Source organism: Gordonia sp. Swx-4 (genome assembly GCF_030316175.1).
Classification (GTDB): domain Bacteria; phylum Actinomycetota; class Actinomycetes; order Mycobacteriales; family Mycobacteriaceae; genus Gordonia; species Gordonia alkanivorans.
Genome location: NZ_CP128197.1, coordinates 796,129 through 817,359, shown reverse-complemented (window position 1 = coordinate 817,359; position 21,231 = coordinate 796,129). Strand labels below are relative to the sequence as shown.

The following is a 21,231-nucleotide window of genomic DNA, read 5'->3' as shown; positions in this document are numbered from 1 at the left end:
CGTGACAGCGTCTTCGCGTCGCTGCACATCCCCAACTACCGGATCTTCTTCGCCGGTATGACGGTGTCGATGACCGGTTCCTGGATGCAGGCCACCGCCCAGGCCTGGCTGGTGTTGACGTTGAGCGGGTCGGCATCGATTCTCGGCCTGATCGTCGCGCTGCAGGCACTGCCCGTTCTCCTGATCGGCCCGTATGCCGGTGTCATCGCCGACCGCGTCGACCGTCGGCGACTGCTCACGATCCTCCAGGCGATGATGGGCTTGCTTGCGGCGGTGCTGGCCGCGCTCGCCCTCGCCGGAGTCGTGGCGGTGTGGCATGTGGCGATCCTGGCGGTACTGCTCGGCCTCGGACACGCCTTCGAGCAACCCGCGCGACAGGCGTTCATCCACCAGATCGTCGGGAAATCGCTGATCCGCAATGCTGTCACGCTGAACTCGGTGATGGTCAACGCCGCTCGCGCCGTCGGTCCAGCCGTCGCCGGTGTCATCCTCACACTCGTCGGCGCGGGTTGGTGTTTCGCGATCAACGCGGTCAGTTTCGTCGCGGTGGTCGCCTCGCTGATCGCGCTCGACAGCACGAAGATCACCCAGGAGACCCCGGTTCCCCGTGCGAAAGGCCAGCTGCGCGAGGGTATCCGCTACGTCCGCGGCATCCCCTCGCTGTGGATTCCGCTCGCCACGATGGCGCTGGTCGGCACTCTGGCCTACAACTTCCCGGTCACCCTGACGGCCGCCGCGGACTTCGTCTTCGACGGCGGCCCACAGGCTCTCGGTTTCATGACCTCGGCCATGGGTGTCGGCGCGGTGGTCGGCGGTCTGGTCGTCGCGGCGCGCGGCACCATCGGCCTGCGGCCGCTCACGCTGGCCGCCTTCGGATTCGGCATCACGATCGCCGCGGCCGCGCTGGCACCTGATCTGATCACCGCCATCTGCGCGCTGTTCCTGGTGGGCTGGCTGAGTGTGACGTTCATGTCGACCGGCAACGCCACCCTGCAGCTCAACGCCGAACCGCAGATGCGGGGACGCGTCATGGCCCTGTGGTCGGTGGCGTTCATGGGATCGACGCCGATCGGAGGTCCACTGATCGGCGCGGTCATCGAGGCCACCAATCCGCGTGTCGGCCTGGGCGTCGGCGCGGCCGCGTGTCTGGCCGCCGCGTTGCTGGCCTTCGTCGCCGACCGCAGAAGCCGACCGCGCCCGGGGCCCGAACCTGTCACCGACTGACCGGTGAAACGCCTTGCAGCCGGTCAGCTGTGCTGACCGGCTGCGTGCGGGGGCTCGGGACTCAGAGGCGGGTCAGACGGCGTCGCTTCCGTCGATGCTCCCGAAGTCGCCGACCGAGACGTTGCCCTGATCGTCGACGGCGGTGTCGAAGGTGCCGTCGCAGTCGGTGTCGGCGACCGCGATGTCGGTGTAGCCGTCGCCGTCGCTGTCCGCCTCGATCAGGTCGATCTGGCCGTCGGCATTGGTGTCGTAGGCGATCGAATCGGCCGAGCCGTCACCGTCGGTGTCGAGGACGGCGTCGGTGGTGCCGTCACCGTCGATGTCGGCGAGGGCGGCGTCGACGAGGCCGTCGCCATTGGTGTCGACCAGGACTGCGTCTGCGGGGATCTGGGTGCTCATGGGTTGTTCCTTTCGTGGTGTCCGACAGTGCGGGCTGTTCGCTGCGTTCGAATACTTGGAGCGGGTGCGGGCCGGGAATGTTCCCGGCGATCCAGGAGTCGTTCGGATGGCCGATGCCCCGCCGCGTGTGCCGACGACATGCCTCTTTCGACGAATCACCCCCACCGTCTCAGTCCGGCCGTTAGCGTGACTCAGGTCACGATCGGAGGGGCGATGACGCCAGATCGATGGAATGTGTCCACAGCACGACGGCGACTACACGCGATCACCTGCCTTGCCGCGGGGGCAGTGCTCGCGTCGACGATGCTGGTGTCGGCGCCGGCGACCGCCGCGAACCACTGGTTCCCGGACATCTCCGACACTTCTGTTCCCAAGGCCGACTGCGGTCCGGGCTCCAAGCCGGAACCGGGCCTGCAGGGTGACGTCAGCGCCGAGGACCGACAGTCGGGCCGGAGCAAGCAGGGCTACAACTGCAACCTGACCGAACTCGGCAATGTGACGGGTGCGGGCGGCGGCATCGTGTCCGCATCCTTCGAGCACTGCAGCTACACCGGAAGTCTCTTTCCCGGCAACAACTTCTTGCCTCAGCCGGGCGTCCAGGTCATCGACGCCTCGAATCCCCGGAACCCGAAGGTCGTCGGGTCGCTGACCGACACCGCGATGCGCGGCGGCACGTGGGAGACCCTGAAGGTCAACAAGAAACGCAAACTCCTCGCCGCGACCGGGGTCCCGCTCCTCTGGGGTGCAGGCTTTTTCGCGGTCTACGACATCTCCGATTGCACCCGACCCAAGCTGCTCAACGCCCGTGGCGGCGGCATCGCCTACCCCATCCCGTTCACCTCGCACGAGGGCGGCTGGTCACCGGATGGCCGAACCTACTGGGCGTCGGGTGTCGCACCCGGTCACCTGAGCGCGATCGACGTCGCCGATCCGCGAAACCCGCGGGTGATCTGGCAGGGACTGCACAGCTTCCTCGGTCACGGTTTCGGCATCACCCCCGACGGCAATCGCATGTACCTGTCGAACATGGCGGGCGTCACGGTCCTCGACATCAGCGCGGTACAGCGTCGTGCGCCGTATCCGCAGGTCCCCCACGTGGCCGCGTACCTGTGGCCGGACGGCCAGCTCAATCAGCACTCGATCCCGATCACCTACCGCGGCACGCCCCACGTCATCACGGCCGACGAGGGCGGCTCGGGCGGCGTCAAGATCTTCGACGTCGCCCGGGTCAACAAACCCCGCTACGCCGCACAGCTCAAACTCGAGATCAACCTGCCCGAACACCTGGACACCCAGTTCCGTTCGTCCATGGGCGGTTCGTTGTTCGGCAGCAACCCGCACTACTGCGCGGTCGACCGTCCGAACGATCCGACGGCGCTGGCCTGCGCCTGGGAATCGTCCGGCATCCGCGTGTTCGACATCCGGGACTTCTCCGCCATCAAGGAGATCGCCTACTACAACCCGCCGGCACAGAAGGGCGCGACCGCACTGACCCGGCCCAACTCACCGCATGTGCTCGGGTCGGTCATCGGCGCACCGGGTATCGAATTCCTCAGCCTCGGAATGTCTCTCGTGAACGGACGAGCCAAGCTGAACGAGATGATCGGTCCGCGCATGGGCATGGTCGTGGGTGGTGACATGGCCACCGACTGGTGCTTCTCCCCGCCGGAGTTCCACGGCAACAAGATCCTCACCACCTGCGCCGACGGGGGCTTCTACGCCCTCGAGTTGAGCAACCGGGTCTACATCCCGCCGCCGGATCAGGATTCCTTCCTCGGATGACCGACCGGCACGCCAGTACGCAGATCGCCGGACTGACCTCGCTCGCCGTCCTGCTCGTGGCGGTCGGCGTGGTCATCGGTTCGGTGTGGTCACCCGGCTCGCGGGACGACCTGAAGACGATGAGCCCCTCCGATATCGGTTTCGCACAGGACATGTCGACGCATCACGATCAGGCCCTCCTGATGGCCCGCACAGTTCTCGCCGCCCCCGATGTGGATCCGACGATCCGCGGATTGGCCGACCAGCTCGTCGTCGCCCAATCCGCGGAGAGCGCGACCATGCGCGGCTGGCTGCAGTTCTTCGAGCTGCCGCTGACCTCCGACGAACCGATGTCGTGGATGTCCCACGGTGATTCACATTCCCACGGTGCTGGCTCGGGGACCACGCCCGACGCACCGCTCATGCCGGGCATGGCGAGCACCGAGGAACTCGGCCGACTCGCCACCCTTCGCGGCGACGAGGCCGAGAAACTGTTCCTGCAGCTGATGATCCGGCACCATCGCGGCGGACTCGAGATGGCGCAGGCGGCGTACAACGACGACCGTTCCGGGTCGGCGACCAAGCAGCTCGCCCTGAACATGCTCAGCGATCAGGGAAACGAGATCGGCCAGATGTCGATGCTGCTCAAGGAACGCGGCGCCGAACCCCTGCCCACCTGAACGGTTCTCACGCTCTGACGGTCCGACCTCTCAGTCGGTCTTGGGATGCAGCATGAACATCTCCCAGACCTCCTTCTGGTCCACGGCCCACGGGTCGTAGACGAAGGGTGCGTGCCGCAAGGCCATTCCCGCTTTCCGCGGGGTGCGGTTGGCCTTGAAACCGTTGCAGGACTTGCATGCCGCGACCTGATTGCCGAACGTGCTGGGGCCGCCCTGCGACACCGGCACGATGTGGTCCACGGTGTCGGCCGGACCGTCGCAGTAGGCGCAGATCCATTGGTCGCGACGCAGGATCGTCGCATTGGAGGCGTAGGAATCCATCGTCTTGCCCGCGTACGGACGGTAGGCGTCCCGCTTGATGGCCACCACCTTGTGGATGGGCAGCGACACGGTCGGCGAATGGACGACGCGCACCAAGGGGGTGCCCTCGACGTTGCGTGCGACCTCGGTGGTCAGCAGGACGGCAGCGCGACGCCAGGTGACGCGCGCGAGGATCTGTAATCCCGCATTCGTGACGAAGATGGTCATGGATACTCCTCGATGCGTGGGCGAGTGAGCGCGCCGACCATCGAGGTTCACGACCTCAGGAACTGGTGGCGCTGGATGTGACTGGTCCGGACCGGGTTCGGGCTGGTAGCCCGTACCGGCAGCCGGGGTCGGTCATCCGCCACTCGCGAACGAACACCGCCATACCGATCGACATCTGCGCCACCTCCTTTCCGCTCTCTTCTGGCCTGCTGTTCGCCACGATAACCGCGGTCAGCGCAGCCTGCCACCGTTCATGCCGCGTGTTCGCCGAAGTTCACGTGCTGAACACAGGGTGTTTGCAGCAGGAACGCGACCACGCTCAGAAGATGTCGGGCAGATCCTCCGACACCTTGTTCGGGTACGTCGCCGGGCGCTTCTCCAGGAACGACATGACACCCTCGTAGACGTCGCCGGACTGGCCGCGGTAGAAGATCGCCTTCGAATCGGCGTGGTGGGCGTCGAGCGGGCTGGGCGCCCCGGCCATCCGCCACAACAGCTGGCGGGTCAGTGCCGCCGAGACGGGGGCGCTGTTCGCGGTCATCTCGCGGGCGACGGCGATCGCGGTCTCGAGGACCTTGTCCTTGGGCACGACCTGCTGGATCAGTCCGCGTTCGTGCGCCTCGTCGACCTGCACCATCTTGGCGCCGACCGTCCACTGGAGAGCCGTCGGCAGACCGACGAGCCGCGGGAGGAACCAGCTCGACGCCGCTTCCGGCACGAGGCCTCGGGCCGCGAAGACGAAGCCGAATTTCGCGTCCTCGGAGGCGATCCGCACGTCGGCGGGCAGGGTCATGGTGACGCCGACGCCGGCCGAGGGGCCGTTGATCGCGGCGATGACCGGCTTGAGCGAGGCGAACATGCGCAGTGTCAGCTTGCCGCCCTCGTCGGCCGGGACCTCGTCGCCCTCGACCACCGAGGAGGCGTCGAAGGTCGAGCCGCCGGCCTCGAGGTCGGCGCCGGCGCAGAATGCTCGGCCGGTACCGGTGAGCACCACAGCACGCACCGAGTCGTCGGCGTCGGTCTCGTCGAACGCCGCCCGCAACTCCTCGCCCATCTGCACGGTGAAGGCGTTGAGACGGTCGGGGCGGTTCAGCCGGAAGACGGCGATCTCGCCGTCCCGCTCGACGGTGATGGTGGGCTCGGCCTGGGTGGCCCTACGGCCGACCTCTGATGTAACGCTAGTCACAGTGATCGATGGTATCCACCCCCGTCACAGATGACTCGGGCAGGCAACACAAAACGGCGGCGCCACCCTTTCGGGTGACGCCGCCGATTGTGTCAGATCAGCTCAGGTCAGCTCGCGTCCGAGCCGCCGTCGCCTGCCTTGGACAGCTCGACCGGTGCGTCCGGAACCGCACGCGGCTTCTCCGAGCCGGTGAAGGTGAACTTGGCGTCTTCGCCGTCGCCTTCGCCGTCCCAGCCTTCGACGTCGACCAGCACGATCTGCCCGGGAGCGATGTCGCCGAACAGGATCTTCTCCGAGAGCTGATCCTCGATCTCGCGCTGGATGGTGCGACGCAGCGGGCGTGCGCCCAGCACCGGATCGAAGCCACGCTTGGCCAGCAGCGACTTGGCACGGTCGGTGACCTCGAGCGCCATGTCCTTGTTCTTCAGCGCGCTCTCCACTCGGGTCAGCATGAGGTCGACCATCTGGATGATCTCGTCACGCGTCAGCTGGTGGAAGACGACGATGTCGTCGATTCGGTTGAGGAACTCGGGCCGGAAGTGCTTCTTGAGCTCGTCGTTGACCTTCTGCTTCATCCGCTCGTAGCCGGACTTGGTGTCGTCCTTCGACGAGAAGCCCATGCCCACGGCCTTGGAGATGTCGCTCGTACCGAGGTTCGAGGTGAAGATCAGGACGGTGTTCTTGAAGTCGACCGTACGACCCTGACCGTCGGTGAGACGGCCGTCCTCGAGGACCTGCAGCAGGGTGTTGTAGATCTCGGAGTGAGCCTTCTCGATCTCGTCGAACAGCACCACCGAGAAGGGCTTGCGGCGCACCTTCTCGGTGAGCTGGCCGCCCTCTTCGTAGCCGACGTAGCCGGGAGGTGCACCGAACAGACGCGACGCGGTGAAGCGGTCGTGGAACTCGCCCATGTCGATCTGGATGAGTGCGTCGTCCTCGCCGAACAGGAAGTTCGCCAGCGCCTTGGAGAGCTCGGTCTTACCGACACCGGACGGGCCGGCGAAGATGAACGAGCCCGACGGACGCTTCGGATCCTTCAGGCCGGCACGGGTGCGGCGGATCGCCTTGGAGACGGCCTTGACGGCGTCCTCCTGGCCGATGATCCGCTTGTGCAGCTCCTCCTCCATGCGGAGCAGACGGGTGGTCTCCTCCTCGGTGAGCTTGAACACCGGGATACCGGTCCAGTTGCCCAGGACCTCGGCGATCTGTTCGTCGTCGACCTCGGCCACGATGTCCATGTCGCCACTGCGCCATTGCTTTTCGCGCTCGGCGCGCTCGGCGACCAGCTGCTTCTCCTTGTCACGGAGGCTGGCGGCCTTCTCGAAGTCCTGCGCGTCGATGGCGCTTTCCTTCTCCTTGCGCGCGTCGGCGATGCGGTCGTCGAACTCGCGCAGGTCTGGCGGCGCGGTCATCCGGCGGATGCGCATGCGTGCACCGGCCTCGTCGATGAGGTCGATCGCCTTGTCCGGCAGGAACCGGTCGTTGATGTAGCGATCGGCCAGCGTCGCGGCGGCGACGAGTGCACCGTCGGTGATCGAGACGCGGTGGTGTGACTCGTAGCGGTCACGCAGACCCTTGAGGATCTCGATGGTGTGCTCGACCGACGGCTCGCCGACCTGGACCGGCTGAAAGCGGCGTTCGAGGGCGGCGTCCTTCTCGATGTACTTGCGGTACTCGTCGAGGGTCGTCGCACCGATGGTCTGCAGCTCGCCGCGGGCCAGCTTGGGCTTGAGGATGCTGGCGGCGTCGATCGCGCCCTCGGCGGCACCTGCGCCGACGAGCGTGTGCAGCTCGTCGATGAACAGGATGATGTCGCCGCGGGTGTTGATCTCCTTGAGGACCTTCTTCAGGCGTTCCTCGAAGTCACCGCGGTAGCGGCTGCCGGCGACCAGCGAACCGAGGTCGAGGGTGTAGAGCTGCTTGTCCTTGAGCGTCTCGGGAACCTGACCGTTGACGATGGCCTGCGCAAGACCCTCGACGACGGCGGTCTTGCCGACGCCCGGCTCACCGATCAGAACAGGGTTGTTCTTGGTGCGGCGGCTCAGGACCTGCATGACCCGCTCGATTTCCTTCTCCCGGCCGATGACCGGGTCGAGTTTGCCCTCGGCGGCGGCAGCGGTCAGGTTGCGACCGAACTGGTCGAGGACCAGCGAGGTGGACGGGGTGCCGGACTCGCTGCTGCGACCGCCGGTGCCCGCCTCCTGCGGCTCCTTGCCCTGGTAGCCGCTCAGGAGCTGGATGACCTGCTGGCGGACCCGGTTGAGGTCGGCGCCGAGCTTGACCAGGACCTGCGCGGCGACACCCTCACCCTCGCGGATGAGGCCGAGCAGGATGTGCTCGGTGCCGATGTAGTTGTGGCCGAGCTGCAGGGCCTCGCGCAGCGAGAGCTCCAGCACCTTCTTGGCACGCGGGGTGAACGGGATGTGTCCCGACGGTGCCTGCTGGCCCTGGCCGATGATCTCCTCGACCTGACTGCGGACACCTTCCAGGGAGATCCCGAGAGACTCGAGCGCCTTGGCAGCCACACCCTCGCCCTCGTGGATGAGGCCGAGGAGGATGTGCTCGGTACCGATGTAGTTGTGGTTGAGCATCCGCGCTTCTTCTTGGGCCAGAACCACAACCCGTCGCGCGCGGTCGGTGAACCGTTCGAACATTGTTCTCCCTCACATTGCTAGCGCCCCGGCCGCCGCGAAAACCACCTCGTGTGTCCGGTCGGGACAACGCGGTGCGGGTAGGCGACGACCAGCCTGCTTCCACTCTAGAGGTCGTCGTGGATGTACCTGCAGTTAACGCCCGTGCAGAGTGCACGGATCAACCGCGATGGCGGGGATGTGCACAGTACAACTGCGCAGGCCGGGGCGGTGTTCCCGCTTCGCTACGCCCAGAGCGAACGGGGCGTCGGGTCACCGCCGAAGGGCGACGAGGCGGGTCCGGCCGACAGTACCGACAGCGGTGTTGCCCGAGGGGTCGGTGAACCATCCGAGTTCATCGCCGCCCTCGGTGAGTCGGGCAATTCACCCGACCACACGAGTTCGGAGAGGCTAGCGTCATAAGCCATGAGTGTCGGCGAAAGACCTGCAATCCCGTCCACTCCTGACACCCCGGACACCGGGGAACCGACACGACGCCCGAGTTCGGTCAATCTGACCGTCTTCGTCGCTTCGGCCGCCATCGTGCTCGCCTTCGCGATCTGGGCGCTCGCCGCGCCGGAGACCGCGGAGACCGTCATCAACGAGGTGCGGAACTTCATCACCCGCTGGTTCGGCTGGTGGTACTTCATCCTCGCCACCGCGATCGTCGGTCTCGTCGTCTTCCTCGGCGTCAGCAAATACGGGCGGTACCGCCTCGGACCGGAGGAATCCCGTCCCGAGTACAGCCTCTTCACGTGGACGTCGATGCTGTTCGCCGCGGGCATCGGCATCGACCTGATGTTCTTCTCGGTCGCCGAGCCCGTCACGCACTTCCTGAACCCGCCGACGGGCGCGGCGGAGACCAACTTCGCGGCACGTGAGGCCGTGACGTGGACCGTCTTCCACTACGGCATAACCGGCTGGGCGATGTATGCCCTCATGGGCGGCGCCCTGGCCTATTTCGCGTTCCGGCACAACCTGCCGCTGACGATCCGTGCGGCGCTCTACCCGATCTTCGGCAAGCGGGTCGAGGGACGGTGGGGCGACGCGATCGACGTCGCGGCCGTACTCGGCACGATCTTCGGCATCGCGACTTCGCTGGGAATCGGTGTGGTGCAACTGAACTTCGGTCTCAACGAGATCTTCGGCATCGAGCAGGGCAAGGCGGCGCAGATCGGTCTGATCGCCCTGTCGGTGGTGATCGCCACCGCGTCGGCGACCTCCGGGGTGGACAAGGGCATCCGGCGGTTGTCGGAGATCAACGTGATCCTGGCCATCGGCATGCTGATCTACATCACGGTCGCGAAGGACGCGGACTTCCTCCTCAACGGTCTGGTCCAGAACGCGGGCGACTACGTGTCGACCTTCGCCGACCGCACCCTCGACACGTTCGCCTGGGATCAGGTGAATCCACAGCCCGGCAACGACGCCCGCGCCTTCGTCGACGGCTGGACGCTGTTCTTCTGGGCGTGGTGGGTGGCCTGGGCGCCGTTCGTCGGGCTTTTCCTGGCACGAATCTCCCGCGGACGGACGCTGCGGCAGTTCGTCTTCGGCGTTCTGGTGGTCCCGTTCAGCTTCATCCTGGTGTGGATCTCGATCTTCGGGAACAGCGCCCTGCAAGCAGCCCGCGGCGACAAGGATTTCGCCGAGACGACGGCATCGGCCCCCGAGGCCGGTTTCTACTCGCTGCTCGAGCAGTACCCGGGCGCGACACTGCTGATCGGCATCGCGACCATCACCGGCCTGCTGTTCTACGTGACGAGCGCCGATTCGGGGTCGCTGGTCATGGGCAACTTCACCAGCCGCCTCGACGATCCGATGGCGGATTGCTCACGGTCGCTCCGCATCTTCTGGTCGGTCGCCATCGGCCTGCTGACGCTGTCGATGCTCTTCGCCGGCGGCGGCGACGGATCGATCCTCACCCTGCAGGCCGCGACGGTCATCATGGGCCTGCCGTTCTCGTTCGTCCTGGGGCTGATCGGTATCTCGCTGTTGCGGGCTGTCCGCACCGAGTCGTACAAGCTCGACAGTTACCGCACCACGCTGCCGAAGGTGATCGCCGTCGGACGCGGGCCGACCGAGCAGAGCAGTTGGCGACACCGCCTGATCGGAACGCTCCGCTTCCCCGGCCGGATCGCAACCCGCAGATACATCACGGCGACGGTGGTCCCGGCGATGCACGAGGTCGCCGAACAGTTCGGTCGCGAAGGCGTTTCGGCGACGGTGGACGAGTCGGCCGCCAACGAGGGCCTGCCGTCTCCTCGTCTGATCGTGAAGCTGGCCGATGTCCCGGCCTTCGAGTACTGCGTGTGGCCGGTGTCCGCGCCGACGCCCACCTACGCGGTCCGTTCCCAGCGTTCCGACGACCGGTACTTCCGGTGCGAGGTGTATCTGACCGAGGGCTCGCAGGGGTATTCGCTGTCGGGATACACCCGGGAACAGATCATCGGCGACATCCTCGACCAGTATGAACGGCATCTCGGTTACCTCCATCTGCGTGACTCGGCGTCCGATCATCACGACCACACCGCTGTCGACCACGACCCCGACACCAGCGGCCCCGCCGCCGGCTCTGCGAGCGCCGGTACCGTCGCGGAGACGGACATACCCGACAGCGACCCGGAAGGAGCACCCGCTCCATGAGTGACACTCTCTACATCGACGGCCGGTGGTGCGCCGCCGAGTCCGGCAAGACTCGTGAGATTCGTTGCCCAGCGGACAATTCGGTGGTGGGCGTGGTGGCCGAGGCGTCCGCGGAGGACACCGAGGCGGCGATCGCCGCCGCCCGGCGCGCCTTCGATGCCGGGGAGTGGAGCGCCACCCCGGCTGCCGAACGCGGCGATCTCCTGCTCCGTGTCGCCGATCAGATCGACGCCCGCCGAGACGATTTCGTTCGTGCCGAGACACTAGACACCGGCAAGCGGCCGTACGAATCGGACATCGACATGACCGACATCGCGAACTGCTTCCGCTATTTCGGGAAGCTGGCCGCCCAGGACGCCGGCCGTGTCGTCGACACCGGGTCACCCGATGCCGACTCACGCATCGTCTACGAGCCGGTCGGTGTCTGCGGTCTCATCACGCCGTGGAACTATCCGCTGCTGCAGGCGGCGTGGAAGGTCGCACCGGCGCTGGCCGCGGGTAACACCTTCGTCCTCAAACCCGCCGAGCTGACGCCGCACACCTCGATCCTGCTCCTGGAAGTGCTTGACGGCCTGGGCCTTCCGGCCGGGGTCGCGAACCTCGTGTTGGGTGCCGGCGCGGATGCGGGCGCCCCGCTGTCGTCGCATCCCGACGTCGATCTGGTGTCGTTCACCGGTGGACTCGTCACCGGGCGAGTCATCGCCCGCGAGGCCGCGGCGACGGTGAAGAAGGTGGCACTCGAACTAGGCGGCAAGAACCCCAACGTGGTGTTCACCGACGCCTGCGCCACCGACGAGCTGCTCGCGGCCGCGGTGGACAACGCGCTCAACGCCGCGTTCCTGCACTCCGGCCAGGTCTGTTCGGCGGGCGCGCGACTCATCATCGAGGAGTCGGCCCACGACCGGTTCGTCGACGAGCTGGTTCGTCGAGCCGAGGAGATCCGTCTCGGACTCCCCTACAGCGAGGGCACCGAGACCGGGCCGCTGATCTCCGAAGCCCACCGCGACAAGGTGCACGCCTACGTCGAGAAGGCACGTGCCGACGGTGCGGTGATCCGCACGGGTGGCGCCTTCGCGACCGGCGACCAGGGCTCGGGGAAGCTCGATGACGGATGGTTCTACCTGCCCACCGTCATCGACTGCGCCGACCGTTCGATGGCCTGCGTGCACGACGAGGCCTTCGGGCCGACCGTGACCGTCGAGACCTTCACCACCGAGGACGAGGCAGTGACGCTGGCCAACGACACCGTCTACGGCCTCGCCGGCGCGGTGTGGTCGGCCGACGCCGCCCGCGCACGCCGCATCGCCGGCCGTATCCGGGCAGGAACGGTGTGGGTCAACGACTTCGGACCGTACCTCCCCGAGGCGGAGTGGGGCGGTTACGGCCAGTCCGGCTTCGGCCGTGAGCTCGGGCCGTCGGGCCTGGCCGAGTACCGCGAGGCAAAGCACGTCTACGAGAATCTTCGGCCGGGCGTGACCGGTTGGTTTGCAGACCGGAAGGGGCAGCAGCAGTGAGCGAGTCGTACGACTACGTGGTCGTCGGAGGCGGTTCGGCGGGTGCGGCGGTGGCGTCCCGGCTGTCCGAGGACCCGTCGGTCACGGTGTGTCTCCTGGAAGCCGGTCCGTCCGACGTCGGGGACGACGCGATCCTGCGCCTCGATCGCTGGATGGAACTGCTCGAATCCGGTTACGACTGGGACTATCCCATCGAACCGCAGGAGAACGGTAACGACTTCATGCGGCATGCTCGCGCAAAAGTCCTGGGAGGCTGCAGTTCCCACAACAGCTGCATCGCCTTCTGGGCGCCGCGTGAAGACCTCGACTCGTGGGAGCGCGATTTCGGGTGCGCGGGCTGGGGTTCGGAGGAGTTGTACCGACTGTTCCCCCAGATCGAGACCAACGACGCCCCCGGCGATCATCATGGCCGCAGCGGGCCGGTCCACATCATGACGGTCCCGCCGAACGACCCGTGCGGTGTCACCGTGCTGGACGCTTGTGAGGCGGTCGGCATCCCGAGGGCGGAGTTCAACAGCGGAAAGACGGTCGTCAACGGCGCCAACTTCTTCCAGATCAACCGCCGGCCCGACGGAGTCCGCGCGTCGTCGTCGGTGAGTTACCTGCACCCCCACCTCGACCGCCAGAACCTGACCATCCGCACCGGCTCCTGGGCCAAGCGCATCGTCATCGAGAAGGTCGACGGCGAGCTTCGTGCCGTCGGGGTCGAGATCACCGACAACGCGTTCGGACGCACGTCCAGGATCGATGCCGAACGCGAGGTGATCGTCTCGGCCGGCGCCATCGACACCCCGAAACTCCTGATGCTCTCGGGGATCGGGCCCGCCGACGATCTCCGTCAGCACGAGATCGACGTCTTCGTCGACTCCCCCGGCGTCGGCGAACACCTGCAGGATCACCCCGAGGGCGTCATCGGCTTCGAGACGAAGAAGCCCATGACGCAGGAGTCGACGCAGTGGTGGGAGGCCGGAATCTTCACCACCGTCGACGACGGACTCGACCGGCCGGACCTGATGATGCATTACGGCAGCGTGCCTTTCGACATGCACACGCTGCGTCAGGGCTACCCCACCAGTGAGAACACCTTCTGCCTGACGCCGAACGTCACCCACGCACGGTCGCGGGGCACGGTGAAGCTGCGATCTCGCGACTTCCGCGACAAGCCGCGCGTCGACCCCCGGTACTTCACCGACCCCGAGGGTTACGACATGCGGATCATGACCGCCGGTCTGCGCAAGGCGCGGGAGATCGCCGCAGCCGCACCATTGCAGGAATGGGTTGCGCGCGAACTCTATCCCGGACCCGACACCAGCAGCGACGAGGAGCTCGCCGACTACATCCGGCGCACCCACAACACCGTCTACCACCCGGTGGGCACGGTCCGGATGGGACCGCCGGACGACGAGATGTCGCCGCTCGACCCCGACCTGCGCGTCAAGGGAGTCGCCGGCCTGCGCGTCGCCGATGCGTCGGTCTTCCCCGAACACACCACCGTGAACCCGAACATAACCGTGATGCTGGTCGGGGAACGGTGTGCGGAGTTGGTGGCTGCGGAGCGGTAGGTCGCTCAGCTCCGGAACGAGTCGACGATGCGGTCGAGAACCGCGGCGACCTCCGCGGTCGCCGCGTCTCGATCCTCGGCCGCGGCGACGTAGAGCGCCGCCTCGTCGAGCGCACCGATCGCCACGTGGGCAAGAGGCCGGGTCGGCTGGTCGATGGCCTGGCCTGCGGCGATCGCCGCCTTGATCAGCCCTTCGACAAGGGCGAAGCCGAACTCCTCGCCGCGTGCTCGCCACTGGGCCCAGCCGAGGACGGACGGCGCCTCGACGAGGGTGATCCGGTGGACCGAGGGTTCGGTACACAACTCGAGGAACAGTCGCATACCCGACTTCAGCGCCGCGATCGGGTCATCGGCCGCGAGGGCACCGACCGCCTCGGCGATCTGGGTGACGACGTCCTGCTCGACGGCGTCGTAGACGGCGGTGAACAGCCCCTTCTTGTCGTCGAACTGGTGGTAGAGCGCGCCACGGGTCACGCCGGCCTCGTCGACGATCTCCTGGGTACCGACGTCGGCGAAACCGCGCTCGCCGAACAGCTTGCGACCTGCAGCGATGAGCGCCGCGCGGGTCGCCGCGGTGCGTTCGGCCTGGGTCCGACGGTTGACTTTCATACAGTCTGCACGTAACTTTCATACTCAGTGTTCGTAAGTTATCCGAGTCTACGAGAAGCGGACCTCGCCATGGCAAATACGCTGCCGACAGTCGAACTCCCCTCCGGTGTCATCGAGTGCGCCACCTACGGTCCCGCGGACTCCACCCTGCCGCCGATCGTCTTCATGCACGGGGCCGTCGTCGACCACCGCCTGTGGGAACCGGTGGCGGAGCTCCTCGCCGAACGCGGTCACCGGTGCCACGTACCGCTGATGCCGCTCGGTTCACACCGAATCCCTTGGGGGCCGGACGCGGATCGTTCGCCGCGCGGTGCGAGCCGGTTGTTGCGCGAGTTCGTCGGACACCTCGACCTGTCGTCGGCGGTCCTCGTGGCCAACGACACCGGCGGCGCAGTCACTCAGTTCGCACTCGACGAGGATCCCCATTTTGTGCGTCGTCTCGTGTTCACCAACTGTGATGCCTTCGATCTGTTTCCGCCGCAACCCTTTCGGTTGTACTTCGCGCTGATGCGCCAGCGGCTGCTGTTGAAGCCGCTCGTCGACGCGATGCGGCTCAAGGCCCTGCGGCACTCGCCGCTCGGCGTCGGCCTGCTCCTCCACGACCCCGACCCGGACCTCACCGCTTCGGTGTTCGCTCCCCTGCAGAGCGACGCTCGCATCCGCGACGACTTCATCGCATTCCTGCGCGAGATCAACCCGGCGGAGCTCGCCACGGTGACCGCCCGCATGTCGCGGGTCGACCTGCCCGTGCGGTTCGTGTGGGGTCGTGACGACCGGTGTTTCACCCCCGAACACGGCCGGCGGTTCGCCTCGGTCTTCCCCGGACCCGACGGCGAGGGCGCCCGGTTCGTCGAGATCCCCGGCGCCCGGACGTTCGTCTCGCTGGACCAGCCGCACGCGGTTGCCTCGGCGATCGCGGCGTTCGCGACGGAAGCGTCGAACCGTTAGGAGAAATTCTTCGCCGAAGGGCGTCGGATTCCGGTGCCCGCACACGACGATGTAGACGTGAGCAGCGACCAAGCGGCGTCTTCTGGACCAGAGGGATTGCTGGCGGTGTACGACCAGGCACTGCCGGCCGTCTACGGGTTCGTCGTCCGTCGCTGCGCGGATCGCCGGACCGCGGAGGACGTGACCTCGGAAACCTTCCTGGCGGCGATGGACTCCGTCCGTCGGCACCGGGACACCGAACCGACGACTCCGTGGCTGATCGGGATCGCGCGGCACAAGCTCGCCGATCACTGGCGGCGCGCCCAACGTACGCCGGAACCGGTCGAGGACGTCCCCGACCGCGGGGACGACCCGTGGGATGCCGAACTCGACCGCATGGTCGCCCACCACACGCTGGGGCAGCTGTCGCCGATCCACCGTGCAGTGCTCACGTTGCGCTATGTCGATGACCTGCCGGTCGGTGAATGCGCCGAGACCCTCGGCCGCACGGTCGGTGCGACCGAGGCGCTTCTCACCCGCGCGAAGCGCGCCTTCCGCGCGGCCTACCCCGAACCACAACGCCAGAGCAGCGGGAGAGGAGGTCACGCATGAGCCCCCGGAACAGCACACGCTTCGGCGAGGCACGGGATCCGTTGCACGTCCTGCGCGCAGCCGATACGCCCGGCTTCGACGATCCCGTCGAACCCGACCGCGGTTTCGCCGCGTCCTTGCGCGACCGACTCGAACGCGGGGCGACACTACCGCAAGGAGTCATCATGTCCACCGCAACACAATTCGACGAGGCCGCCACCGTAGAGGCGACGAGCAGCACGGTGCCCGTGGTCGAGCGACCGGGAGCGCTCCCCTACCTCACCGTGGCAGAGTCGCAGGCCGCCATCGACTGGTACACCGCAAACCTCGGTGCTCGGCTCCGTGGTGAGCCGATCGTGATGGACGACGGGTCCATCGGCCACGCCGAACTCGAAATCGGTGGCGGGGTCATCTATCTCGCCGGCGAGTTCCCTGACCTCGGTTTGCGGGCGCCCGCCCCGGGCCACGTCTCGGTGAGCCTGATGCTCGAGGTTGGCGACACGGACGCCGCGGTCGCCACCGCGTCACGCGCGGGCGCCTCCGTGACCCGCGAGCCCAACGAGGCGTACGGTTCACGCACCGGTGTCATCGTCGACCCGTTCGGTCACCGCTGGATGCTGACCGGGCCGTCGAAAAGCCGGCTGTCCAACCGGATTCGTCAGGGCGACATCGGCTACATGTCGCTGAACATCCCCGACGCTGCGCGCGCCCGACGGTTTTACGCCGCGGTCCTCGGCTGGGAGTTCGATCCCGAGGGTCGCCGCGTGACCAACGTCGGGCATCGACTCGGAATCTTCGAGACCGACGGCGCGCCAACGGTGTTCTGCGCGTATGCCGTCGACGATCTCGAGGCAGCACAAGCCCGTATCGTCGCGGCCGGCGGACAGGGCGAGTTCGGGACGAGCCCCGACGGTCACCGAGTCGTCGATGCCGTCGATGCGCAGGGCGTGCGTTTCGCAGTGTTCGCCCCCGAACCCGGCGACGTCCGACCCGACCAACACCCGCGCGGCATCGGAGCGATGAGCTACCTCACCGTGATGACCCCGGACAGCGCCCGCTTCCGCGACTTCTACGGTTCGGTACTCGGCTGGACGTTCCACGGCGGGCGGATCGACGACGGCTGGGAGGTCGACGACGGCCGACCCCAGGTCGGGATCGCCGGTGGCGCCGACACTTCCGTCGCAGTACCGATGTGGGTGACCGATGATGTCGAAGCAGCGGTCGAGCGTGTCCGCGCCGCCGGCGGCGGCGTCCTCGAGGAACCCCGCACTGCGCCATACGGCGTCTCGGCCCGATGCACCGACGACCAGGGAGCGGAGTTCTACCTCGGTCAGTTGTTCTGAGCGGCCCGACGGCCAGACTTCAATCCGAGGAGACCTGCTGCCGCACAACCGGTTACCTCGAATTTCCTGTGGATGAGGATCCGAGTATGTCGGTGGGTTGATCTACATTGGTTGGTAACAGATTCAGCCATCCAGGTTGGGCTGTAGACGTTGTGGGGGCAGCGTGAGCAAGTGGACCGATCTACCGAGCGGGTTCCTCGCCGGGGTCGATGCTGCCCACCCCGAATTGTCTGACACCGCAACCCATATGGAACGGTTCGGTTCGATCCGCCATGGTGAGGCTTATCTGGCGTGGTGCCGGTATGAGTCGATCGTCACCGTCTACGACCAGCTCGTGGTCAACACTCAGGGCGGGTTCTTCATCGACCGCTACACCGAGATGGTGACCCGGGTCTGCCGTGAAGCCGCCATCACCCGCTACCAGGCCGATCAGTGGGTGGGTGAAGCGCTCGCCCTGCGTGACCGGCTACCGAAGGTGCTGACCACCCTGCGCGACGGCATCCTGTCGCGGCAGTTGATCCAGACGGTCATCTCCCGCACCGACCTCATCTCCGACGCCGCGGCCATCGCGGACCTCGATACCGAGATCGAAACCATCCTGCGCACCAGGAAGGGCGCCTGGACCACACCGAAGCTGCGTGACATGGTCGACCGCCTCGTCTTCCGTCACGATCCTGATGCGGTGCGGGAGCGGCGTCGTGAAGCGTTGGACAAGCGCGGTATGTGGACCGAGAACTTCACCGACGGGACCGGTGAGATCACCGGCGTGATGGCGGCGGAGAACATTCGCATCGCGGCACAAGCGGTGAAAGCGTTGGCCGATACCGTGTGTGCGCACGACGGCCGGAACCGTAACCAGCGCAACTCCGATGCCATGTTCGCGCTGTTGACCGGCACCATCTTCGACTGCCAATGCCAGCGAGAGGACTGTGACGCCGAGATCCCCGACCCCGCCGAGGTGGTCCGGTCGGTGAGTACCGAGGTCGTCATCCACGTCGTCACCGACGCCGCCACCCTCGCCGGGGCACCAGGGATCGGTTGGGTCGACGGCGCCGGCGTCATCTCCGACGACCACGTCCGCGATCTCGCCGAACGGTCGGACTCCACCATCACACCCGTCACCCCGGTCCGCACACCACCGGCCCGCATCGTCGTCGAGGACGTCCCGTCGAAAGACGTCGTGATCGTCTATCCCGGTGCGCAAGCCGCCGACCCGTACAGACCCACGGCGGCGTGCGCCGATTTCGTGCGTGTCCGCGATGGGTACTGCACCGAACCCGGCTGCGCCCACTCAGCTTTCGGTAGCGATCTCGACCACGTCACCGAGTACGACCACACCAACCCCGCCCAGGGTGGGGCGACGGCGAGTGAGAACTTGAACGCCAAGTGCCGGTTCGGGCATCTACACAAGACGTTCGGCGACTGGATCGACGTCCAGTACCGCGACGACGACGGCCACCTGGTCACCGAATACCGCACGTCCGAAGGGTTCGTCATTCCCGGTGACGCCGAGAACCTCGAGGACTCCTTCCCCAACCTGCGTCGTATCCGCTACGAACAGCCACCCCAGGCCCCACCGACACCACGGGTCATCACCGGGGACGACACCCCGCCCACCAGCAACCGGCTCGCGCACAAACACGCACGCCGGCGGGCCGAACGTGCCCGCAACCTCCGCGAGCGCGAACGCCGCGAGGCCGCGGACGGCCCGCCCCCGTTCTAACCCACGAGCAACCCGACCACCAGGACGACGACCGCAGCGGTGGTGAGCACCGATCGAACGATGTTCCACGGCATCCACACTGACGTGAATTCCGCCCAGACCCGGTCTGCCTCCGTGCCGTGGACATCGGCGGCGGCATCGAGGCGGTTGTTGGCCGGGACGTTCACCGTCATGGTGATGACGATGCCGAGCAGCGTGAGGAGGGTCGCGGCGAGGACCCACCAGCGCAGCCCGTCATTCCATGCGGCCCAGGTACCGAGGGCACCGAACACGACTCCACCGCCGAAGATGACCGCGAACAGCGGATTGAGGATGGCAGTGTTCATTCGTTGCATCGTCACGACCGCGACGTCGGCGCCGGCGCGGGTCAGTCCGGGGATCACGGCGTAGCCGAAACCTGCCAGCACACCGGCGCTGAGTCCCGTGGTCACGACCGTGAGGGTCACCAGTACATCCTGCAGTGGGTCCATAGAGAACAGTGCACCTCGTGGCCCACGGAAACGCCATGGTTCACTCTTAGCCATGTCCTCACGCTCCCGCGCCCGGGCGCTTTCCGCGCGCCTGCCGTTCGGCATCGGGACGGCCGTACTGATCCTCTGCGCAGCAATGCTCGTCACCGTCGGAGTGGTGCTCTCCGGCGGCAAGTACCAGGTGGACGACGCCGAGTACGCCTACGGGGAACTGCGCGACTACCACCGTGCGCCGTCCATCGCCTGGACCATCGTCGGCCACGAGGATCTCCCCGACTATCGCGACGAGGTGACCATTCAGGTCGTCGACACCTCCGACGAGGGCTGGCTCATCGCCTACCCGTCGGGTCTGGGCCGCTCGTTCACGATGGTGGACCGCCGCAACGGCCGTCTCCTCTGGGACTCCCCGGTCAACGCCGGCCAGGGCGACTGCGCCTTCAACGAGGCCGGCCAGGTCGGGTGCGCTGTCCAACTCGGCACCCCGCTCGACGACGGCTTCTATCTCGTCGACGACGCCGGGGTCCCGACGCAGACGGCCCGATACCTCGACACCAAGAAGGTCGTGGGACTCGGCAACAACTTCCTACGGGTCAACCGGGTCGGTCACCAGCTCTCGTTGAACACGCCGGCCGGCAAGACCATCTGGGCACGCACCTTCGCGGCACCGGTCGTCGACATCGAGGTCACCGGCGACATCGTCGTCGTCAAGACCGCCGATGCCAGCCAGTTCCTGGTCAACCCGACGAACGGCGACAACCGCATCGCCTGCGACCAGTGCGACATCGCCCTCTATCCGACGGGCGTCACCGTCGAGCACCAGGACTACAACGCCGAGCGTGTCACCACGTACGCCACGATCAACGGACGCGTCGACCCCGACCCCGTCGACGACTCGGAGGGCCTGCAGGTCGAATCCGGGCCGTCGACGCTGCCGCTGCTGACCGCCTCCAACCGCATCTTCGCCGATCGCGGCGAGTACGAGGTGCGCGATCCGGCTCGGCAGGGCGCACTGTGGCGGATCAGCGACCGCGAACTGTCGAAGTCGGGCGCCATTGCCTGCGGCTCACTGGTGAACTTCGGACGCCTCGACGGGTCGCGGACGACGTACGCGCTCGCCGACGGCGATCACATCGGCAGCGGTCCGCCGCCCGGTCCGGAGCAGCCAATCCTGGCCAATCCGGCCTGCATCGGATCGACGGGCACCACCATGATCCTGTCGAACCAGGGCCAGCTGACTGCCCTGACACCTGAGAACAGTGTGGCCTGGGAACAGGGCGTCGGTTCGCCCGGATTGATCAAGGTCGTCGAGGGTTACATCGTGCTCAGCGAGGGTTCCACGATGTCCGTTCTGCGTCCGAATTGAGGCGCGTGTGGGCCGTCTCACATCGGAGACCGGCTGCCCCCGACTACCTGCGAAGACACAAACCTGACCCGCTGTCCAT

16 protein-coding genes and 1 pseudogene are annotated in these 21,231 nt (G+C 66.8%); 11 read left to right on the top strand and 6 right to left on the bottom strand.

Features of this window, described 5'->3' with window-relative positions; translation table 11 throughout:
• Positions 1-1,224: pseudogene (locus PWF70_RS03760) on the top strand (MFS transporter); the annotation flags it as partial.
• A 72-nt stretch (positions 1,225-1,296) separates the two neighbouring features.
• Here PWF70_RS03760 and PWF70_RS03755 read toward each other — a convergent pair.
• Positions 1,297-1,623, bottom strand: coding sequence for a hypothetical protein (locus tag PWF70_RS03755; protein WP_006358410.1), 327 nt, complete (start codon positions 1,621-1,623; stop codon positions 1,297-1,299).
• A 303-nt stretch (positions 1,624-1,926) separates the two neighbouring features.
• Between PWF70_RS03755 and PWF70_RS03750 the strand changes: the two genes are divergently transcribed.
• Entirely contained in the window at positions 1,927-3,405 is a 1,479-nt protein-coding gene (locus tag PWF70_RS03750) for an LVIVD repeat-containing protein (protein WP_286352970.1), read from the top strand.
• Positions 3,402-4,064, top strand: a complete 663-nt coding sequence (locus PWF70_RS03745; protein WP_035751952.1) for a DUF305 domain-containing protein — start codon at positions 3,402-3,404, stop codon at positions 4,062-4,064. The genes PWF70_RS03750 and PWF70_RS03745 overlap by 4 nt, the downstream gene beginning before the upstream one ends.
• A 30-nt stretch (positions 4,065-4,094) precedes the next feature.
• Here PWF70_RS03745 and PWF70_RS03740 read toward each other — a convergent pair whose 3' ends face one another.
• The 3 genes from PWF70_RS03740 to PWF70_RS03730 form a co-directional block, all read right to left on the bottom strand.
• Complete coding sequence (locus tag PWF70_RS03740) at positions 4,095-4,592, bottom strand: HNH endonuclease (protein ID WP_005194436.1); 498 nt, start codon at positions 4,590-4,592, stop codon at positions 4,095-4,097.
• A gap of 319 nt (positions 4,593-4,911) precedes the next feature.
• Entirely contained in the window at positions 4,912-5,778 is an 867-nt protein-coding gene (locus PWF70_RS03735; RefSeq protein WP_042376231.1) for an enoyl-CoA hydratase-related protein, read from the bottom strand.
• A 107-nt stretch (positions 5,779-5,885) separates the two neighbouring features.
• Positions 5,886-8,432 carry an ATP-dependent Clp protease ATP-binding subunit gene (locus PWF70_RS03730; protein WP_006358406.1) on the bottom strand — a complete coding sequence of 849 codons (2,547 nt, stop codon included), beginning with the start codon at positions 8,430-8,432 and terminating at the stop codon, positions 5,886-5,888.
• 402 nt (positions 8,433-8,834) lie between these two features.
• Here PWF70_RS03730 and betT point away from each other — a divergent pair, with 402 nt between their 5' ends.
• The 3 genes from betT to PWF70_RS03715 are packed head-to-tail and all read left to right on the top strand — an operon-like array spanning position 8,835 to position 14,127.
• On the top strand, positions 8,835-11,051 hold the full coding sequence (betT, locus tag PWF70_RS03725) for a choline BCCT transporter BetT (protein WP_042376235.1): 2,217 nt from the start codon (positions 8,835-8,837) through the stop codon (positions 11,049-11,051).
• Positions 11,048-12,565 carry an aldehyde dehydrogenase family protein gene (locus PWF70_RS03720; protein WP_042376236.1) on the top strand — a complete coding sequence of 506 codons (1,518 nt, stop codon included), beginning with the start codon at positions 11,048-11,050 and terminating at the stop codon, positions 12,563-12,565. The genes betT and PWF70_RS03720 overlap by 4 nt, the downstream gene beginning before the upstream one ends.
• Entirely contained in the window at positions 12,562-14,127 is a 1,566-nt protein-coding gene (locus PWF70_RS03715) for a GMC family oxidoreductase (protein ID WP_006358402.1), read from the top strand. Before PWF70_RS03720 ends, PWF70_RS03715 begins: the two co-directional genes overlap by 4 nt.
• A gap of 5 nt (positions 14,128-14,132) precedes the next feature.
• Here PWF70_RS03715 and PWF70_RS03710 read toward each other — a convergent pair whose 3' ends face one another.
• Positions 14,133-14,735 (bottom strand): TetR/AcrR family transcriptional regulator, encoded by a 603-nt coding sequence (locus PWF70_RS03710; RefSeq protein WP_006358401.1) that lies wholly within the window; start codon positions 14,733-14,735, stop codon positions 14,133-14,135.
• A gap of 69 nt (positions 14,736-14,804) precedes the next feature.
• On the opposite strand from PWF70_RS03710, the gene PWF70_RS03705 reads away from it, so the two are divergent.
• From PWF70_RS03705 to PWF70_RS03690, 4 genes are all read left to right on the top strand, one after another.
• Positions 14,805-15,683, top strand: coding sequence for an alpha/beta fold hydrolase (locus PWF70_RS03705; RefSeq protein WP_006358400.1), 879 nt, complete (start codon positions 14,805-14,807; stop codon positions 15,681-15,683).
• A 57-nt stretch (positions 15,684-15,740) separates the two neighbouring features.
• The gene (locus PWF70_RS03700; RefSeq protein WP_372512905.1) at positions 15,741-16,274 is read left to right on the top strand and encodes an RNA polymerase sigma factor; all 534 of its coding nucleotides are present in this window, start codon (positions 15,741-15,743) and stop codon (positions 16,272-16,274) included.
• Entirely contained in the window at positions 16,271-17,596 is a 1,326-nt protein-coding gene (locus PWF70_RS03695) for a VOC family protein (RefSeq protein ID WP_042376238.1), read from the top strand. The genes PWF70_RS03700 and PWF70_RS03695 overlap by 4 nt, the downstream gene beginning before the upstream one ends.
• 163 nt (positions 17,597-17,759) lie before the next feature.
• Positions 17,760-19,319: an HNH endonuclease signature motif containing protein gene (locus PWF70_RS03690; RefSeq protein ID WP_286352832.1), complete on the top strand. Its 1,560-nt coding sequence runs from the start codon at positions 17,760-17,762 to the stop codon at positions 19,317-19,319.
• On the opposite strand, the gene PWF70_RS03685 is transcribed toward PWF70_RS03690, so the two are convergent.
• The gene (locus tag PWF70_RS03685; protein WP_042376867.1) at positions 19,316-19,789 is read right to left on the bottom strand and encodes an anthrone oxygenase family protein; all 474 of its coding nucleotides are present in this window, start codon (positions 19,787-19,789) and stop codon (positions 19,316-19,318) included. The genes PWF70_RS03690 and PWF70_RS03685 overlap by 4 nt on opposite strands.
• Positions 19,790-19,841: 52 nt before the next feature.
• Here PWF70_RS03685 and PWF70_RS03680 point away from each other — a divergent pair, with 52 nt between their 5' ends.
• The gene (locus PWF70_RS03680; protein ID WP_042376870.1) at positions 19,842-21,152 is read left to right on the top strand and encodes an outer membrane protein assembly factor BamB family protein; all 1,311 of its coding nucleotides are present in this window, start codon (positions 19,842-19,844) and stop codon (positions 21,150-21,152) included.
• Positions 21,153-21,231 lie beyond the last annotated feature (79 nt).

Bases quoted from the DNA above. Each gene is read 5' to 3' on its own strand.
- PWF70_RS03755 (WP_006358410.1), bottom strand. From the start codon at position 1,623: ATGAGCACCCAGATCCCCGCAGACGCAGTCCTGGTCGACACCAATGGC.
- PWF70_RS03750 (WP_286352970.1), top strand. From the start codon at position 1,927: ATGCTGGTGTCGGCGCCGGCGACCGCCGCGAACCACTGGTTCCCGGAC.
- PWF70_RS03745 (WP_035751952.1), top strand. From the start codon at position 3,402: ATGACCGACCGGCACGCCAGTACGCAGATCGCCGGACTGACCTCGCTC.
- PWF70_RS03740 (WP_005194436.1), bottom strand. From the start codon at position 4,592: ATGACCATCTTCGTCACGAATGCGGGATTACAGATCCTCGCGCGCGTC.
- PWF70_RS03730 (WP_006358406.1), bottom strand. From the start codon at position 8,432: ATGTTCGAACGGTTCACCGACCGCGCGCGACGGGTTGTGGTTCTGGCC.
- betT (WP_042376235.1), top strand. From the start codon at position 8,835: ATGAGTGTCGGCGAAAGACCTGCAATCCCGTCCACTCCTGACACCCCG.
- PWF70_RS03720 (WP_042376236.1), top strand. From the start codon at position 11,048: ATGAGTGACACTCTCTACATCGACGGCCGGTGGTGCGCCGCCGAGTCC.
- PWF70_RS03710 (WP_006358401.1), bottom strand. From the start codon at position 14,735: ATGAAAGTCAACCGTCGGACCCAGGCCGAACGCACCGCGGCGACCCGC.
- PWF70_RS03705 (WP_006358400.1), top strand. From the start codon at position 14,805: ATGGCAAATACGCTGCCGACAGTCGAACTCCCCTCCGGTGTCATCGAG.
- PWF70_RS03695 (WP_042376238.1), top strand. From the start codon at position 16,271: ATGAGCCCCCGGAACAGCACACGCTTCGGCGAGGCACGGGATCCGTTG.
- PWF70_RS03685 (WP_042376867.1), bottom strand. From the start codon at position 19,789: ATGGACCCACTGCAGGATGTACTGGTGACCCTCACGGTCGTGACCACG.
- PWF70_RS03680 (WP_042376870.1), top strand. From the start codon at position 19,842: ATGTCCTCACGCTCCCGCGCCCGGGCGCTTTCCGCGCGCCTGCCGTTC.